Source organism: Cellulomonas sp. URHB0016 (assembly GCF_054057935.1).
In genome coordinates this window covers 4,191,508-4,208,868 of sequence record NZ_JBSRZU010000001.1, presented here as the reverse complement: position 1 = coordinate 4,208,868, position 17,361 = coordinate 4,191,508, and the positions used below count along the sequence as shown (strand labels likewise).

Sequence of the window (17,361 nt, the reverse complement as noted above, 5' to 3'; positions counted from 1 at the left end):
CGTCAAGGGGAGGGCGTGCGCGAGGCCTGCACGTTCGTGCAGGTGCGCTCGGGAGCCGTCAGGGCCGTCCGAGCAGCGTCCTCGCCTCGGCCACCAGCACGATCGAGCCCGTCACGAGCACCGCCGCACCGCGCTCGACGTCCCGCTCCGCACGGGCGGCCGCCAGGTCGACCGCCTCGTCGAGTCGCTCGACCACGTGGACCCTGTCCTCGCCGAACACGTCGCGCGCCACCTCGGCCAGGTCCTCGAGGTCGACGGCGCGCCCCGACGACGCCCGGGTCACCACGATCTCGGACAGGACCGGCTCGAGCACCGACAGGATGCCCTCGAGGTCCTTGTCGGCCATCATGCCGACGACCCCGACCACGTTCTGGAAGGCGAACGCCTCCTCGAGCGAGGCCACGAGCGCAGTCGCGCCCGCCGGGTTGTGTGCCCCGTCGACGATCACCGTCGGGCTCGTCCGCACGATCTCGAGCCGGCCCGGTGACGACGCGTCCCCGAAAGCCGCCTCGACGACCCCGCCGTCCAGTGCCGCGCCACCCGTGAGCAGCGCCTCCGTGGCCGTCAGCGCGAGCAGCGCGTTGTGCGCCTGGAACTCGCCGTGCAGCGGCAGGAAGATGTCCGCGTACACGCCGCCGAGCCCCCGCAGGGTCAGGAGCTGGCCGCCGATCCCGACCTGCCGCTCGACGACCGCGATCTCGACGCCCTCCCGGACCACGCGGGCACCGCGTTCGGCAGCCGCGGCGAGCACGACACCCTCCACGTCCTCGTCCTGCGTCGCCAGCACGAGCGTCGACCCGTCCTTCACGATGCCGGCCTTCACCGACGCGATGTCGAGGAGCGTGTCACCGAGATACCGCTCGTGGTCCATGGCGATCGGGGTGATGATCGCGACCTCGCCGTCGGCCACGTTGGTGGAGTCCCACGCACCGCCCATGCCGACCTCGATGACGGCGACCTCGACGGGCGCGTCGGCGAACGCCGCGAACGCCATCACCGTGAACACCTCGAAGAAGGACAGCTGCGGCTCGCCACGCTCCGCCGAGCGCTGGTCCACGAGCTGGACGTACGGCGCGACGTCCTGCCACACCTCGACGAAGCGCTCGTCGCTGATCGGCTCGCCGTCGATCACGATCCGCTCGTTGACACGGCTGAGGTGCGGGCTGGTGAACCGTCCCGTCCGCAGGCCGTGCTCACGGACCAGCCGTTCGACCATGCGGGCCGTCGACGTCTTGCCGTTCGTGCCGGTGATGTGCACCACCCGGTACGCCTTCTGGGGGTCGCCCAGGAGCTCGCACACCGCCAGGGTCCGGGCGAACGACGGGTCGATCTCGTGCTCCGGTGCCCGGCGCAGGATCGCCCGGTAGACCTCGTCGGCCGCCTCGCGCGCCGCACGGGCCTGCTGCGTGCGCACGTGCTCGGCGCCTCCGTCGTGCGTGCTCATGCCTCGTACCCGCCTGCCTCGACGCCCGCCACGCCGACCCGCAGGGCCCCGGCGGTCGCCACCTCGATGGACACCGCGAGGGTCTCGCGGCCGATGACGTCCCGGTGCGCCTCGACGGCCGCCAGGTGCTCGGCGGGGACGTCGAGGGTCAGGACGATGCGGTCGCCGACCTGGAGGCCGGCGGCCTTGCGGGCGTCCTGGACGGCTCGGACGACGTCGCGGGCGTACCCCTCGGCGCGCAGGTCGTCGTCGAGGGTGAGGTCGAGGACCACGAACCCGCCGCCGGCGAGGACGGCCGCCGCCGCGGCCGGCTCCGACCCGTTGTCGGCCGTCGCCACGACCGTCGTCAGCTCGTACTCGGCGGGCTCGAGCGGGACGTCGGTGCCGTCCTCGATCGTCACCACGACGCCCCCCTGCGCATCCGTGCGCCACGTGCCGGTCCTCGCGCCCTTGATGACCGCCTGGACACCGCGACCGAGCCGCGGACCGGCCGCACGGGCGTTCACCGCGAGCCGCTGCGTGATGCCGAAGCGCTCCGCCGCACCGGTGTCGGCGCGCACCAGGTCGACGGCCTTCACGTTGAGCTCGCCGACGAGCAGGCCGAGGTACGGCTCGAGGGCGGACGGGTGGTCCACGGCGACGGTCAGCGTGCGCAGCGGCTGCCGCACCCGGACCCCTGCGGCCTTGCGCAGGCCGAGCGCGGTGGACACGACCGCCCGGACCTCGTCCATCGCGGTGACGAGAGCCTCGTCGCGCACCACGGACTCGGGTGACGGCCAGTCCGTGAGGTGCACGCTGCGGCCACCGGTCAGGCCGCGCCACACCTCCTCCGTGACGAGCGGCGCGAGCGGTGCCATCACGCGGGTGAGCTGCTCGAGCCCCGTCCACAGGGTGTCGAACGCGTCGGCGTCCTCCGCCCAGAACCGGTCCCGCTGCGTGCGGACGTACCAGTTCGTCAGCACGTCGAGATGCTCGCGCACCGCCTCGCACGCGGCGGCGATGTCGTACGCGTCGAGGTGCTCCGTCACGGTCACCACGAGGTCGCGCGTGCGGGCCAGCACGTAGCGGTCCATCGGCGGCAGGGTGCCCGCGCGAGCGGGGTCGACGGGTTTCGCGACGTACCCGGCTCCCCCGGCGGCAGCGCCCGCGTACAACGTGAAGAAGTAGTACGTGCTCCACAGCGGCAGCAGCACCTGCCGCACGCCGTCGCGGATCCCCTCCTCGGTGACGACGAGGTTGCCGCCGCGCAGGATCGACGAGGACATGAGCGACCAGCGCACCGCGTCCGACCCGTACACGTCCCACATCTGCGCCGGGTCCGGGAAGTTGCGCAGCGACTTGCTGGCCTTGCGGCCGTCGTCGCCGAGCACGATCCCGTGGCACAGCACGTTCCGGAACGCCGGCCGGTCGAAGATGGCCGTGGCCAGCACGTGCAGCGTGTAGAACCAGCCGCGGGTCTGCCCGATGTACTCGACGATGAAGTCGCCCGGGTAGTGGTGCTCGAACCAGTCCGCGTTCTCGAACGGGTAGTGCACCTGGGCGAACGGCATCGACCCGGAGTCGAACCACACGTCGAACACGTCCGCGATGCGGCGCATCGTCGACGCGCCGCTCGGGTCGTCCGGGTTGGGGCGCGTGAGGTCGTCGATGAACGGGCGGTGCAGGTCCGGCTCGCCGGACTCGTTCGTCGGGAGCCGCCCGAAGTCCGCCTCGAGCTCGGCCAGCGAGCCGTACACGTCGACGCGCGGGAAGCGGGGGTCGTCCGACACCCACACCGGGATCGGCGTGCCCCAGTAGCGATTGCGGCTGATCGACCAGTCGCGCGCGTTCGACAGCCACTTGCCGAACTGGCCGTCCCGGATGTGCTCGGGCGTCCAGGTGATCTCCTGGTTGAGCTCCACCATGCGATCCCGGAACGCGGTGACGCGCACGAACCACGACGACACGGCCTTGTAGATGAGCGGGTTCCGGCAGCGCCAGCAGTGCGGGTAGGAGTGCTCGTAGGTCTCGTGGCGGACCAGCGCCGCGCGCCGGTCGTCGCTCACCCGGGCGAGGGGTCCGGTGCCGCTCTTGAGGTCCGCGATGATCGCCTTGTTCGCCTCGAACACCTGCTGGCCGGCGTAGTCCCCGACCTCGGTGGTGAAGCGGCCCCGCGAGTCCACCGGCACGACGGGCGCGATGCCGACGGCCTCGCAGGCCACCATGTCGTCCTCGCCGAACGCGGGGGCCAGGTGCACGATGCCCGAGCCGTCCTCGGTGGTGACGAAGTCGCCGAGCAGCACCTGGTGGGCGTTCTCGTGCCCCGTGAAGTAGTCGAACGGCGGGGTGTAGCGGCGGCCGGCGAGCTCCGCGCCGAGGACCGTCCCCACGACCGTCGCCTCGCCGAGCTCGCGCGCGTACGAGGCGAGCCGGGCGGCGGCGAGCACCACACGCTCACCGGGGTTCGCCTGCGCGAACGGCGAGTCCGGGGCCGGCTCGACCACCACGTACTCGATCTCGCGCCCGACCGCGACGGCCAGGTTGCTCGGCAGGGTCCACGGGGTCGTCGTCCAGATCAGCGCGAGCTCGCCGGTCTCCAGCCGCAGGCCCACCGTGAGCGCCGGGTCCTGCCGGGACGCGTAGACGTCGTCGTCCATCCGCAGCTCGTGGTTGGACAGCGGGGTCTCGTCGACCCAGCAGTACGGCAGCACCCGGTAGCCCTCATAGGCGAGGCCCTTGTCGTACAGCTGCTTGAACGCCCAGATCGCCGACTCCATGAAGGTCGTGTCGAGCGTCTTGTAGTCGTGGTCGAAGTCGACCCAGCGAGCCTGCCGCGTGACGTACTCGCGCCACTCCCCCGTGTACTTGAGGACCGACTCGCGGCACGCCTGGTTGAACTGCGCGATGCCGAGGTCCTCGATCTGCGACTTCTCCGTGATGCCCAGCACGCGTTGGGCCTCGAGCTCGGCGGGCAGACCGTGCGTGTCCCAGCCGAACCGCCGCTCGACGCGGTGCCCGCGCATCGTCTGATAGCGCGGCACGACGTCCTTGGCGTACCCCGTGAGCAGGTGCCCGTAGTGCGGGAGGCCGTTGGCGAACGGGGGGCCGTCGTAGAAGACGTACTCGTTGCTGCCGTGCTCGCCGGCGTCGCGCTGGTCGATCGACGCCTGGAACGTGCCGTCGGACTCCCAGAACCTCAGGACGTCGGCCTCGAGGTTCGGCAGGTCCGGGGACGCGGGGACGGGCTGGTCGGGGCGGTGCAGCGGGTACTTGGCGGCGGTCACCGGACGGTCTCCTGGTCGATGTGTCGCTCACGGCCGCGAGGACGATCGCCCCTGGTCAGGGCCACCGCGGTACCACCCCGCTTGCCGGCGCACCCCGCTCGTGGGGGTTCGTCGACCACTCTCCGACGGCTGTCACGGGCCTGCCCCGTCCGGTTCTACTGAGGCGCTGACACGCCCGTTCTTCCGGAGGCTCACCGGTGATGGCCGGGTCGACGCCTGTGCGGCCCAGGGTAACGCACGCGCCCGTCCCGGGTCCTGGCCGCGAGGGGACCCGGGCGTCCTCGGCCGTCGCCCTCGACGCCGGCGCTGACGGTCCGCGAACCCGTCCCCACCGGGGCTCTGGACGACCCGGACGCCCGGGCGGCAGCCCGGCGACAATCGTCGCCATGAACGACGGCCTGGTCCTCCTCGACCTCGACGGCACCCTCATCGACTCCGGCCCGTCCATCATCGCCTCGGCCCGTGCGGCCTACGCGGAGCTCGGCCTTCCCGTGCCGGAGCCGGACGCGCTGCGGACGTTCGTCGGACCGCCGCTGGTCGACACCTTCCGCGCGCACGGCGTCCCCGCGGACCAGGTCGACGACGCCGTCGCGGCGTACCGGCGCACGTACGTCGACGGCGGGGTGATGCTGGGCGCCACCGTGTTCGACGGGATCCCCGACGCGCTCGAGGCGCTGCGTGACGCCGGGCTGACGCTCGTCCTGGCGACCTCCAAGCCGGAGTCCTACGCGTCCACGCTGGTGGACCACCTGGGACTGCGCCCGCTGCTCGACGGTCTGGCGGGGGCGACCCTCGGCGGGGTGCGGACCAGCAAGGCGGACGTCGTGCGGCACGCCCTCGACGGTCACGCGCCGGCGCCGACACTCATGGTGGGTGACCGCGAGCACGACGTGCACGGCGCCCGAGCCTGGGGCGTCGACTGCCTCGGCGTGCGCTGGGGCTACGCGGCACCCGGCGAGCTGGAGGACGCGGGCGCGGTGGCGGTCGCGGAACATCCGCGCGACCTCGTCGGCGCCGTCCTCGTCCTGCTGGAACGGATCTCGACGACCGCTTGACCTTGACGCTGCGTCAACTCCTAGCGTGGGTACCACACCACCGAGGAAGGGACGGCGATGGAGGCCTCGATCCAGGAGGTCGCCCGGCTCACGGGCACGACCAGCCGCACGCTGCGGCACTACGACGCGATCGGGCTCCTGGAGCCCAGCCGGGTCGGCGACAACGGCTACCGCTGGTACGACGAGCACTCGCTCGTCCGCCTCCAGCGCGTCCTGCTGCTGCGCGGGCTCGGGCTGAGCCTGCCCGAGATCGGGCGGGTGCTCGACCGGGAGCAGGACGAGTCGGCCGCGCTGCGCCGCCACCTCGACTGGCTGCGCAGCGAGCAGCAGCGGATCGCACGTCAGGTCGCCTCCGTGGAGCGCACCCTCACCGCACGAGAAGAAGGAGGTCGGCTGATGGCCGAGGACATGTTCGACGGGTTCGACCACACGCAGCACAAGGCGGAGGTCGAGGAACGCTGGGGGCCGGACACCTACGCCGCGTCCGACGCCTGGTGGCGGGGCATGAGCGTGGAGGAGCGGGCCGCGTGGAAGGCGCGGACCGCGGAGCTCGCCGGCCAGTGGACGGCGGCGGCCGAGGCCGGGACCGACCCCGGCTCCGAGCACGCACAGGACCTCGCACGGCGCCACGTCGCCTGGCTGTCGTCGATCCCGGGTACGCCCGGGCACGGCTCCACGCCCGTGCGCGCGTACATCGAGGGCTTGGGCGACATGTACGTCTCCGACGCTCGCTTCGTCTCGCACTACGGCGGCGACGAGGGCGCGACGTTCGTGCGCGACGCGCTGCACGAGTACGCCGCCCGGCACCTGTGACACCGGCGGCGCCCGTCCTCGCGGCGGCCGGCGGCCGGGGACGCCGGTCAGCCGGTGCGGCGCAGCGAGCGCTGCCACTCGGCGTGGAGCTGGGCGAACCGGCCGCCGGCGGCCACCAGCTCGTCGGGTGAGCCGTCCTCGACGATGCGGCCGCCGTCCACGACGAGGACCCGGTCGGAGCTCATCACCGTGGACAGGCGGTGCGCCACCACCACCGAGGTCCGGTCGTGCAGCAGGGTCTGCATGCCGTGCTGCACGAGGGCCTCGCCCGGGACGTCCAGCGAGCTCGTGGCCTCGTCGAGGATGAGGAGCGCGGGGTCGGCGAGGAAGGCCCGCGCGAACGACACGAGCTGACGCTGCCCGGCGGACAGCCGCACGCCGCGCTTGTCGACCTCGGTGTCGTACCCGTCGGGCATCCCGGCGACGAGGTCGTGCACACCGACCGCCCGTGCCGCCGCCTCCACCTCCTGGGCCGTCGCGCCCGGGCGGCCCAGGGCGATGTTGGCCCGGATGGACCCGGAGAACAGGTACGCCTCCTGCGTCACCATCACGACCGCACGGCGCAGGTCCACCGGGTCGAGCTCGCGCACGTCGACGCCGTCGAGCAGCACCGCTCCCTCACGCACGTCGTAGAACCGGGCGAGCAGCTTCGCGACGGTCGACTTGCCGGCGCCGGTCTCCCCGACGAGGGCCACGGCCTGGCCGGCGGAAAGATGCAGGTCGAACCGCGGCAGCACCGTCGGCCCCGAGCCGTAGCCGAACTCGACCCCGTCGAAGCGGACGTCGCCGCGTGCCCGGTCCAGCCGCACGGGCCGGACCGGGTCCGGCACCGACGGCTCCTCGGCGAGCAGCCCCGCGAGCTTCTCCAGTGCCGCGGTGGCCGACTGGAACGCGTTGTAGAACATGCCGATCTGGGACAGCGGCGTGAAGAACCGCCGCGCGTACAGCACGGCGGCGACGAGGACACCCACGTCGAGGCCGCCGTCGAGCGCGCGCAGGCCGCCGACCAGCAGCACGGCGGCGACCGTGACGTTGCCGATGAGCGTGAGGCTGGTGTCGAACACGCCGTTCGCGCGGATCGCCTCGGTGTTGATGCCGCGGTAGCTCTCGGCGAGGTCGTCGTACGTGGCGGCGACCTGGGACTCGCGCCGGAACGCCTGGACCGCACGGATGCCGGTCATCGTCTCGACGAACCGCACGATGAGCCGGGCGGCGGCGGTGCGCTGCCTGCGGTACTGCACCCGTGAGCGGAGCTGGAACCGACGCGTCACGAGGAGTCCCGGGATCACCGCGACGAGCAGGAGGAGCCCGCTGCGCCAGTCCAGCAGGGCGAGGGACACCGCCGTCAGCACCATCGCGAGCACGCTTGCGGCGAGGGTCGTGACGCCGCCGTCGAGCAGCTCGCGCAGGGCGTCGAGGTCGGAGGTCTGCCGGCTGATGATGCGGCCCGACGTGTACTGCTCGTGGAACTCGAGGCTCAGCCGCTGCGTGTGTCGGAACACCCGGCGCCGGAGCTCCAGCAGGACCGTCTGGCTCACCCGGGCCGTCGCCCGCACGGACGCCGCGGTGAGGAGGCCGCCGAGCAGGGCGGTGACGAGGTAGGCGCCCGACACCAGGGCGATCGGTCCGGCGTCCCCGTCGGTGAGCGCGGGCAGCGCGTGGTCGATGCCGTACGCGACGAAGGCCGGCCCCGCCACGGCCGCGAGCTGCGCGCCGACGACGAGTGCCACGATCCACCAGGTCTGCACGGACAACGGCCGCAGCAGGGAGCCGAGCAGGGCCAGCGATCGCCGTCGGGTCCGGCGGGACTCCTCCCGGGGAACGTCTGCCGTCTCGACGGGCTCCTCGGTCGTGGCGCTCACCGGCTCACCTCCGCGTCGAACCGGTCGAGCTCGAGCTGCGCCGCGTCCTCCTGTGCGCTCCGCATGGCGGTCAGCACGAACCGGTAGTGCGGGTGCTCCGCCAGCAGGTCGCTGTGCCTGCCGACGCCCGTGATGCGGCCGTCCTCCAGCACCGCGACCCGGTCGGCGAGCGCGACGGTGGACGGGCGGTGGGCGACGACGAGCGTCGTGGTGCCGGTGAGCACCTCGCGCAGCCGGGCCGTCACGGCCGCCTCCGTGGTGACGTCGAGCGCGGACAGCGGGTCGTCGAGCAGCAGCACGCGCGGCCGCACGGCGATCGCGCGGGCGAGCGCGACGCGTTGCCGCTGGCCGCCGGACAGGCTCAGTCCCTCCTCGCCGATCACCGTGTCGAGGCCGGCGGGCAGCCGGTGGACGAAGTCGGCGCTCGCGACCTGGAGCGCCTGCTCGACGACCGCGGCGGGGTCGTCCGGGTCGTCGACGCCCATCAGCACGTTCTCGCGGACCGACGCGGAGAACAGGATCGGGTCCTCGAAGGCGACGGCCACCGCCCGCCGCAGGTCGGCCCGCGTCAGGTCGCGCACGTCCACGCCGTCGATCCGGACCGCACCGTCGGTCACGTCGTAGAGCCGGGGCACGAGCTGGAGCAGGGTGGTCTTCCCGCTGCCCGTGAGCCCGACGAGTGCCATCGTCTCCCCCGGCTCGAGCACCAGGTCGACGCCCGCGAGCACGTCGTCCTCGCGGCCCTCCTCCGGGAGGGGCCGGCCGCCCAGGACGGCCGGGTGCCTGAACCGCACACCGACGAGCTCCACGCGCGACCCGGCGGGGTTCGCGGCGGGCAGCGTCTCGGGCGCGGCCGGGTCGCGCACCGCGGACGCCGTGTCCATCACCTGCAGGAACCGGTCGGTCGCGGCCTTGGCGTCGAACGTCATCGCGAGCAGCTGGCCGAGTCGCTCGACCGGGGTGTTCACCACCGCCGCGGTCGCGAAGAACGCGACGAGCGCACCGACGCTGAGGTCCCCTCGCGCCGCGAGCGTGACCCCGACGGCGAGCGACACCGCGAGGACCGCCTCGGGGATCGCTCCCAGCGCGAACGAGACGCGCGACAGCGTGCGCGCCTTGTGCACCTCGGTCTCCCGCAGCTCGGTCGCCTGCCGGGAGAAGTCGTCCAGCGCGTCCTCGCCCCGTCCGAACGCCTTGAGCACGCGGATCCCGTGCACGGACTCCTCGACGGCCGTCGCGAGGTCGCCCGTCTGCTCGCGGGCGCGGCGGGCGACGACCTTGTAGTCCTCCCGGAACCGGAACCCGAGCCACACCATCGGCACCGCGCCGGCGACGTACACGAGCCCGAGCTGCCAGCTGGTCAGGAACATCAGCACCGACCCGACGACCACGGTGACGGCACTGACCACGAGCATCACCAGCCCGAACACCGTCCACCGGCGGATGGTGCCGAGGTCTCCCATCGCCCGGGAGAGCAGCTGGCCGCCGGACCAGCGGTCGTGGAACTCGACGGGCAGGTCGAGCAGGTGGCGGAACAGGGACGTCCGCATCTCCCGCTCCACGGTGGTGCCCGGGGTGGCGATGAGCGCTCGGCGGCACCAGACGAAGAAGGCCTCGAGGACGCCGAGCGCGAGGACCACGAGCGCGCCGACGACGACGGCTCGAGGCGAGCCGTCGGTGAGCAGCGGACCGTTGACCAGCGCACGCAGGACCTGCGGCACGGTCAGCGCGAGCAGGCTCGCGCCGAGGGCGGTGACCCCGCCGACCATGACACGCGGGACGGCGGGCCGCGCCCACGCGACGAGGCGGAGCAGGACGCGCGTGGTCGACTCACCGTCGCGGCGGGCGATGAGCGCGGGCGCGGGCCGTGGCTCGGGCAGGGTGGGGCGTGCGGGCGACGCTGGAGGCACACCTTTACCCTACGTAATGATCTGGGACGGCGCCCGCCCGTCCGCGATGCGACCTCAGACGCCCGTGCGCGCCGTCTTGGTGTTGTGCGCCTGGGCGCGCGGCCGCACGACGAGCGAGTCGATGTTGACGTGCGCGGGCCGGGTCAGCGTCCAGACGATCGCGTCGGCGACGTCGTCGGCGACGAGCGGCTGGTAGCCCTCGTACACGGCGGCGGCCCGCACCGCGTCCCCGCCGAACCTCACGAGCGAGAACTCCTCGGTCGCCACCGTCCCCGGCGCGACCTCGATCACCCGGATCGGCTCGCCGACGATCTCCCAGCGCAGGGTCGTCGCCAGCATCAGCTCGGCGGACTTCACGCCGGTGTACCCGGCGCCGCCCTCGTACGCGCCGTGCGCGGCGGTGGAGGTCACGACCACCACGTCACCACCCCCGCGGGCCCGCAGCTGCGGCAGCAGCGCCTGCGTGACGCGCAGGGTGCCGAGGACGTTGAGCTCGTACATGTCGCGCCACTGGCCGACGTCCGTCGCCTCGACCGGCTCGAGCCCGAGCGCGCCGCCCGCGTTGTTGACCAGCGAGTCCAGGCCGCCCGTCTCCTCCACGTAGGCGGCGAGCCGCGCGACGTCCGCGTCCACCGTGACGTCGGCGACCACGGCCTCCGCGCCGGTCTGCTCGGCGAGCGCCTGCAGCCGGTCGGCCCGGCGGGCGGTCGCGACGACGTCCCACCCGTCGGCGCGCAGGCGGCGCACGGTGGCCGCGCCGATGCCGGACGACGCGCCGGTGACGACGGCGCGACGGGGACGGGACTGCGCTGTGCTCATCAGGGGCTCCACGGTGCTCCTCGGTGGGGACGACGGTCAGAGTGTGCGCGCGACGTCGTCGAGCACGCCAGCGAGCAGGTCGAGGCCGGTCGCCGCCTCGTCCGCGGTGACCACGCAGGGCGGCACCACGTGGACGCGGTTGTCCGCGACGAACGGCAGCAGCCCGCGCGCCAGGGCACCGGCCCGCACGCGCGCCATGACGTCCCCGCCGACGGGCTCGCGGGTCGCGCGGTCGAGCACGAGCTCGACGGCCCAGAACACCCCGAGACCACGCACCTCACCCACCAGCGGGCTCGCGTCCGCGAGCGAGGCGAGCCCGGGGCCGAGGACGTCACGGCCGATCGACGCCGCGTGCTCCACGATCCCCTCGTCGGCCATGGCGTCCTGCGCGGCGACGATCGACGCCATCGCGAGCGGGTGCCCCGAGTACGTCAGCCCGCCCGGGTACACCCGGTCCTCGAACGTTCTGGCGATCGCCTCGCTGACGACGACGCCACCGACGGGCACGTAACCCGAGTTGACGCCCTTCGCGAAGGTCACGAGGTCCGGGACCACGTCGAAGGCGTCGAACGCGAACCAGTGGCCGGTGCGGCCGAAGCCCGCCATGACCTCGTCGAGGACGAGCACGATGCCGTACCGGTCCGCGATGCTCCGGACGCCGGCCAGGTACCCGGGTGGTGGCACGAGCACCCCCGCCGTGCCGGGGACGGTCTCCAGCAGGATCGCCGCGACCGACTCCGGCCCTTCCGACTGGATCACGCGCTCCAGGTGGTGCAGCGCGCGCTCACACTCCTCGTGCGGGGTCGTCGCCCAGAACTCCGAGCGGTACTGGTACGGCCCGAACACGTGCACGTGCCCCCGCGCGTACTCGTTGGGCACCCGTCGCCAGTCACCGGTCGCCACCACCGCCGCACCCGTGTTGCCGTGGTACGAGCGGTAGTGGGAGACGACCTTGTCGCGGCCGGTGTGCAGGCGTGCCATCCGGATCGCGTTCTCGTTCGCGTCCGCCCCGCCGTTGGTGAAGAAGACGTGCGAGAAGCCGTCCGGCATGCGGCGCAGGACCCGTTCGGCCGCCTGCCCCCGGACCAGGTGCGCGGTCGAGGGGGAGACCGTGGTGAGCCTCGCCGCCTGGTCCCGGATCGCCGCGACCACCCGCGGGTGCTGGTGGCCGATGTTGGTGTTGACGAGCTGGCTGGAGAAGTCGAGGTAGCGACGCCCCGCGTGGTCCCAGACGTGCGACCCCAGGCCGCCTGCCAGGACGAACGGGGACACGTGCGCCTGGGCGGACCAGGAGTGGAACACGTGCGCGCGGTCGAGGGCGAGGGCGTGGTCGTCGTCGGGGGCGGTCGTCATCTCGTCTCCTCGGGTGAGTCGCGGACGGGAGGGGCCGGTGGGCGGGGCGCGAGCTGTGCCGCGCCCCGCCCGGGCGTCATCTCCCGCCGGCCTCCAGCGTCACGTCGAGCGGCGCGAAGCCGGCACCGCGTACGTCGACGCCCTCGTCCTCCAGCTCGGCGAGCGCCTTCTCGACGTACTCGTTGGTGTACGCGTCGTCGTCGGGCTCGGCCGTGATGACGGTCGCGCCCTGGTCGTTCTTGGTGTGGAGCGCGACGTCGACCGTCTGCTTCCACAGGTCCGCGTCGACCGTGCCGATCCCGTCCGCCGAGGGCCAGACCAGCTTGTTGACCTCGTTGACCTGCCAGAGCTGGTGGCTGGCGCCGAGCTGCGAGCCCGCCGCCACGACGACGTCCCGGGCCTTCTCCGGGTTGTCGCGCGCGTAGACCCAGCCCTTGAGGCTGGCCTTGAGGAACTTCACGGTCGTGTCCTGGTAGTCCGCGTCGTCCGTGAGGCGCTCGGTGTTCGCCCAGATGGCGTCCTGGAGCATCGCGGTGCCCTCGTCGTTCCAGTCGACGACGGAGAAGTCGTCCGGCGTGTACAGCGCGCCCGTCGCGGGGTCCGTCGCCTCCAGGACCTGCGCGTACTCGTTGTACGTCATGGCCTGGGCGGCGTCGATCTCCCCGGACAGCAGGGCGTTCATGTCGAACTGCTGCTGCACGAGCGTCACGTCGGTGGCCGGGTCGAGACCAGCCTTCGTCATGCCCGCGAAGAGCTCGAACTCGTTGCCGAAGCCCCAGTTGCCCACCTTCGTGCCGGCGAGGTCCGCGGCCGAGGTGATGCCCTTGTCCTTGAAGGACACCTGGAGGGTCCCGGAACGCTGGAAGATCTGCGCGACGTCGGTGATCCCCGCGCCCTGCTCACGCGACGCCAGGGCCTTCGGGACCCACGCGATCGCGTAGTCGACCGAGCCGTCGGCGAGCACGGACTGCGGCACGATGTCGACGCCGCCCTCGACGATCTCGACGTCGAGGCCCTCGTCCTCGTAGTAGCCCTGGTCGAGGGCCGCGTAGTAGCCGGCGAACTGCGCCTGCGTGAACCACTGGAGCTGGAGCTTGACCTTCGTCGGCCCGTCCCCGGCAGAGCCGGAGCCGGACGGTGCGTCCGCCGCGTCCTCCGAACCGCCGCAGGCGGTCAGGAGGAGAGCCGTGGCGGCGCCGATCGCGGCCGTTGCCCACGCGGTGCGTCTGGTGAGTCTCATCGGTGTTCCCTTCGTCGGATGCTGCCGGGCCGTGCTGGTGCGTCCGTCGGGGCGGGACGCGGGTCGGCCGGCCTGGCGCCGTCGGCAGGCGGGACGCGCGGGCGGGGACTCATCCCCCGTGCCGTCGGGCGACGGCACGTTCGAGCGCGAGGGTGACCACGTAGAACGTGAGGCCGAGCAGGATCGCGCCGAGCACGAACGCCCACGCCCGGGCGTACGCGCTGTTCGACGCGGCGGCGGTGATCCGTGAGCCGAGCCCGTTCTGCAGGCCGCCGAAGTACTCGGCGACGACGGCCGCGACGACGGCGGTCGCGGACGCGATGCGCAGCCCGGTGAACACGTACGGGACCGCGCCGGGGACCGTCACCGTGCGGGCCGCCTGGCCGGGCGTCGCGGCGTAGGCACGCAGCAGGTCGCGATGCACCGGCTGGACCTGGCGCAGCCCCCGCAGCGTGCTGACGAAGACGGGCGCGAACACGACGATCGCGACCACGAGCCGCCGGGGGGTGCTCGACGTGGTGCCGAACATCGTGTTGAGCGCCGGGGCGAGCGCGACGATCGGCATCACCGAGACCGCGGCCGCCGTGGGCGACAGGAGCAGGTCCGCCGACCGGCTGCGGGCGGCCAGGAGCGCCGCGACGATCGCCGTGACCGCGCCGACGAGCAGCCCGACGAGGGCGTTCGCGCCGGTCGCCAGCGTGGCGCTCCAGACGAGCGGGCGGACCACACCGAGCTGCTCGGCGATCGCCGTGGGGCTGGGCAGGAGGTACGGCTTGATGTCCGCCATGACGACGAGCGCCTGCCACAGCCCCAGCGCGACGACGCCGACGAGCGCCGGGGCCAGCCAGCGGCGGACCTGCGCGGCCGTCATCGCACGTCCGCGCCGCGCGGGGCGACCGGGGCACCGTGCAGCAACTCGCGCACGGCCGTGACGGCGGCGAAGAACGCGACGTCCTCGCGCAGCCCGTCCGAGCGGTCCGCCGTGGCCGGCAGGTCGACGTCCACGATCCCGCTGATCCGGCCGGGCCTCGACGACATCACCACGACCCGGTCGGAGAGGAACACGGCCTCGGGGATCGAGTGCGTGACGAACAGGGCCGCCGCGCCGCTCGTCGCGCAGATCCGGATGAGCTCGGTCTGCATCCGCTCGCGCGTCATCTCGTCGAGCGCGCCGAACGGCTCGTCCATGAGCAGCAGGCTCGGCTGCTCGGCGAGCGCCCGGGCGATCGCGACCCGCTGCTGCATCCCGCCCGAGAGCTGGTGCGGGAACGCGTCGGCGAACTGGGCGAGCCCGACGAGCGCGAGCAGGTCCGCCGCCCGCATGGCCCGGGCCTTGCGGCCGACGCCGTGCAGCTCGAGCGGCAGCTCGACGTTCGCCGCGACCGTCCGCCACGGCAGGAGCCCGGCCTGCTGGAAGGCGATGCCGTAGTCACCGGCCTCGCGGGCCGTCCGCGGCGCCTTCCCGAACACGAGCAGCTCGCCGCCCGTGGGCTCGTCAAGGTCGGCGACGAGCCGCAGCAACGTCGACTTGCCGCACCCGGACGGCCCGATGAGCGAGACGAACTCCCCCGCGGCGACCGTGAGGTCGACGTCCTCCAGCGCGGTGACCGTGCCGGTGCGGGACTCGAACACCTTGCCGAGGCCCCGGGCGTCGATCGCGGTGGCAGGCGTGCTCATGTGACCTCCGAGTGGCGGAACCGGCCCAGGCCGAGCCCGACGAGACCGACGAGCCCCGCGGCGACCAGGCCGAGCAGCGCGGCGGCGGCGATCGCGGCCCACGGCTTGGCGGGGTCGCCGCTCGCGGACTGCGCGTACGAGATGATCAGGCGGCCGATGCCGCCCTTCGTGCCCGTGGACACCTCCGCGACGATCGCGCCGACCACGGCGGTCGCGGCGCCGAGCCGGAGCGCGGGCAGCAGGTGAGGGACGCTCGCAGGGATCCGCAGCCGCACGAGCGTGCGGCCCCAGCCCGCGGCCTGCGACCGGAACAGGTCCACCTGCGCCGCGGGCGGAGACTGCAGCCCACGCAGCGCCCCGATCGCGACCGGGAAGAACGCCAGGTAGGACGCGATGAGCGCGACCGACATCCACTTCTGCCACTCGAGCCCGCCGAGGTGGATGCGGCCGCCCCAGCCGACGACGAGCGGCGCGAGCGCGACGAGCGGCACCGTCTGGCTCAGCACCAGCCACGGCTCGAGCGACTCCTCCGCGACCCTCCAGCGCTGCATGAGCACCGCGAGCGCGAAGCCCGAGACGACGCCGAGCGCCCACCCGACGGCGGCGACACGCAGCGTGAACCAGCACGACCGCAGCATGGAGGTCAGCACGGACGGCGCGCCGGTCGCCGACGTCTCCGGCTGGAGGGTGCGCTGCACCACCTCCCACACGTGCGGCATGGCCATCGCGTCGGTGCGCGGCAGGATGCTCGCGCCGCCCACGTGGACGCCGCCGTCCGGGACCCCCACCTTGACGACCTCCCACAGGACGCAGGCGACCACGAGCGCAGCCAGGCCGAGCGCGGCCGCCCGCAGGCTCCTCGTCATGCGGGAAGCGCGCTCGTGGTCGCCACCACGGCCTCCGCCATGGCGGGGATGACGCGCTCGCCGTACAGCCGGAGCGTCTCCTCCTTGTTGTCGTGCTGCAGGTACCCGGCGAACTGCGTCACGCCGAGCTCCTCCAGCACCCGCAGCTTCTCGACGTGCTCGCGCGGGCTGCCCAGCAGGCAGAACCGCTCGACGATCTCGTCGGGCACGAACGCCGTGTGCGAGCTCCCGGCGCGGCCGTGGTCGTTGTAGTCGTAGTCCTGCCGGCCGGCGATGTAGTCGGTGAGCGCCCTCGGCACCGCCGAGTCGGCGCCGTAGCGGGCGACGAGGTCGGCGACGTGGTTACCGACCATGCCGCCGAACCAGCGGCACTGCTCGCGCATGTGCGCCCGCGCGACGGGCGAGTCGCCATCGCCGACGTACATCGGGGCTGCGACGCAGAACTTCACCGCGTCGGGGTCACGGCCGGCCCGCTCGGCGGCGTCCCGCACCACCTGGATCGTCCACGCCGCGATGTCCGGGTCGGCGAGCTGCAGGATGAAGCCGTCACCGACCTCCCCGGTCAGCGCGAGCGCCCGCGGCCCGTAGGCCGCCACCCACACCTCGAGCGCGGAGCCCGTGCTCCACGGGAACCGGACCGAGCGGCCGTTGACCTCCACCGCCCGGTCGTTGGCGAGCTCACGGATCACGTGCACCGACTCGCGGAGGGTCGCGAGGTCCGACGGCCGGCCGTTGAGCGTGCGGACCGCCGAGTCGCCGCGGCCGATGCCGCAGACGGTCCGGTTGCCGTACATCTCGTTGAGCGTCGCGAAGAGCGACGCGGTGACCGTCCAGTCGCGGGTCGCCGGGTTGGTCACCATGGGGCCGACCATCACCTTGCGGGTCGCCGCGAGGATCGCCGAGTAGATGACGAACGGCTCCTGCCACAGCAGGTGCGAGTCGAACGTCCACACGTGGTCGAAACCGTGCGTCTCGGCCTGCCGGGCGAGCTCGACCGTGCGCGACGCGGGCGGGTTGGTCTGGAGGACGACTCCGAAGTCCATGCGGGGCTCCCAGGGG

The 17,361-nt window shown here is 73.2% G+C and carries 13 protein-coding genes; 2 read left to right on the top strand and 11 right to left on the bottom strand.

What is annotated here, in order from left to right:
• Nucleotides 1-58 precede the first annotated feature (58 nt).
• Both ACVW07_RS19315 and ileS read right to left on the bottom strand, forming a co-directional pair.
• Nucleotides 59-1,444: a bifunctional folylpolyglutamate synthase/dihydrofolate synthase gene (locus ACVW07_RS19315; protein ID WP_456820814.1), complete on the bottom strand. Its 1,386-nt coding sequence runs from the start codon at nt 1,442-1,444 to the stop codon at nt 59-61.
• The gene (ileS, locus tag ACVW07_RS19310) at nt 1,441-4,707 is read right to left on the bottom strand and encodes an isoleucine--tRNA ligase (RefSeq protein ID WP_456820813.1); all 3,267 of its coding nucleotides are present in this window, start codon (nt 4,705-4,707) and stop codon (nt 1,441-1,443) included. Before ileS ends, ACVW07_RS19315 begins: the two co-directional genes overlap by 4 nt.
• Before the next feature lie 386 nt (nt 4,708-5,093).
• Here ileS and ACVW07_RS19305 point away from each other — a divergent pair, with 386 nt between their 5' ends.
• Together ACVW07_RS19305 and ACVW07_RS19300 are read left to right on the top strand one after the other, a co-directional pair.
• Nucleotides 5,094-5,762 carry an HAD hydrolase-like protein gene (locus tag ACVW07_RS19305; RefSeq protein WP_456820812.1) on the top strand — a complete coding sequence of 223 codons (669 nt, stop codon included), beginning with the start codon at nt 5,094-5,096 and terminating at the stop codon, nt 5,760-5,762.
• 57 nt (nt 5,763-5,819) lie between these two features.
• Nucleotides 5,820-6,575, top strand: a complete 756-nt coding sequence (locus tag ACVW07_RS19300) for a MerR family transcriptional regulator (RefSeq protein ID WP_456820811.1) — start codon at nt 5,820-5,822, stop codon at nt 6,573-6,575.
• A gap of 47 nt (nt 6,576-6,622) precedes the next feature.
• On the opposite strand, the gene ACVW07_RS19295 is transcribed toward ACVW07_RS19300, so the two are convergent.
• The 9 genes from ACVW07_RS19295 to ACVW07_RS19255 form a co-directional block, all read right to left on the bottom strand.
• Complete coding sequence (locus ACVW07_RS19295) at nt 6,623-8,437, bottom strand: ABC transporter ATP-binding protein (RefSeq protein ID WP_456820810.1); 1,815 nt, start codon at nt 8,435-8,437, stop codon at nt 6,623-6,625.
• Complete coding sequence (locus ACVW07_RS19290; protein ID WP_456821128.1) at nt 8,434-10,206, bottom strand: ABC transporter ATP-binding protein; 1,773 nt, start codon at nt 10,204-10,206, stop codon at nt 8,434-8,436. The genes ACVW07_RS19295 and ACVW07_RS19290 overlap by 4 nt, the downstream gene beginning before the upstream one ends.
• A gap of 195 nt (nt 10,207-10,401) precedes the next feature.
• Nucleotides 10,402-11,166, bottom strand: a complete 765-nt coding sequence (locus ACVW07_RS19285) for an SDR family NAD(P)-dependent oxidoreductase (protein ID WP_456820809.1) — start codon at nt 11,164-11,166, stop codon at nt 10,402-10,404.
• Nucleotides 11,167-11,202: 36 nt separating this feature from the next.
• On the bottom strand, nt 11,203-12,519 hold the full coding sequence (locus tag ACVW07_RS19280) for an aminotransferase class III-fold pyridoxal phosphate-dependent enzyme (protein ID WP_456820808.1): 1,317 nt from the start codon (nt 12,517-12,519) through the stop codon (nt 11,203-11,205).
• 76 nt (nt 12,520-12,595) lie between these two features.
• Nucleotides 12,596-13,759, bottom strand: coding sequence for an ABC transporter substrate-binding protein (locus tag ACVW07_RS19275; protein WP_456820807.1), 1,164 nt, complete (start codon nt 13,757-13,759; stop codon nt 12,596-12,598).
• Nucleotides 13,760-13,868: 109 nt separating this feature from the next.
• Entirely contained in the window at nt 13,869-14,630 is a 762-nt protein-coding gene (locus ACVW07_RS19270; RefSeq protein ID WP_456820806.1) for an ABC transporter permease, read from the bottom strand.
• Nucleotides 14,627-15,436 (bottom strand): ABC transporter ATP-binding protein, encoded by an 810-nt coding sequence (locus tag ACVW07_RS19265; RefSeq protein ID WP_456820805.1) that lies wholly within the window; start codon nt 15,434-15,436, stop codon nt 14,627-14,629. The genes ACVW07_RS19270 and ACVW07_RS19265 overlap by 4 nt, the downstream gene beginning before the upstream one ends.
• Complete coding sequence (locus ACVW07_RS19260) at nt 15,433-16,302, bottom strand: ABC transporter permease (RefSeq protein WP_456820804.1); 870 nt, start codon at nt 16,300-16,302, stop codon at nt 15,433-15,435. The genes ACVW07_RS19265 and ACVW07_RS19260 overlap by 4 nt, the downstream gene beginning before the upstream one ends.
• Nucleotides 16,299-17,345: a TIGR03842 family LLM class F420-dependent oxidoreductase gene (locus tag ACVW07_RS19255; RefSeq protein WP_456820803.1), complete on the bottom strand. Its 1,047-nt coding sequence runs from the start codon at nt 17,343-17,345 to the stop codon at nt 16,299-16,301. Before ACVW07_RS19255 ends, ACVW07_RS19260 begins: the two co-directional genes overlap by 4 nt.
• Between the last annotated feature and the right edge of the window lie 16 nt (nt 17,346-17,361).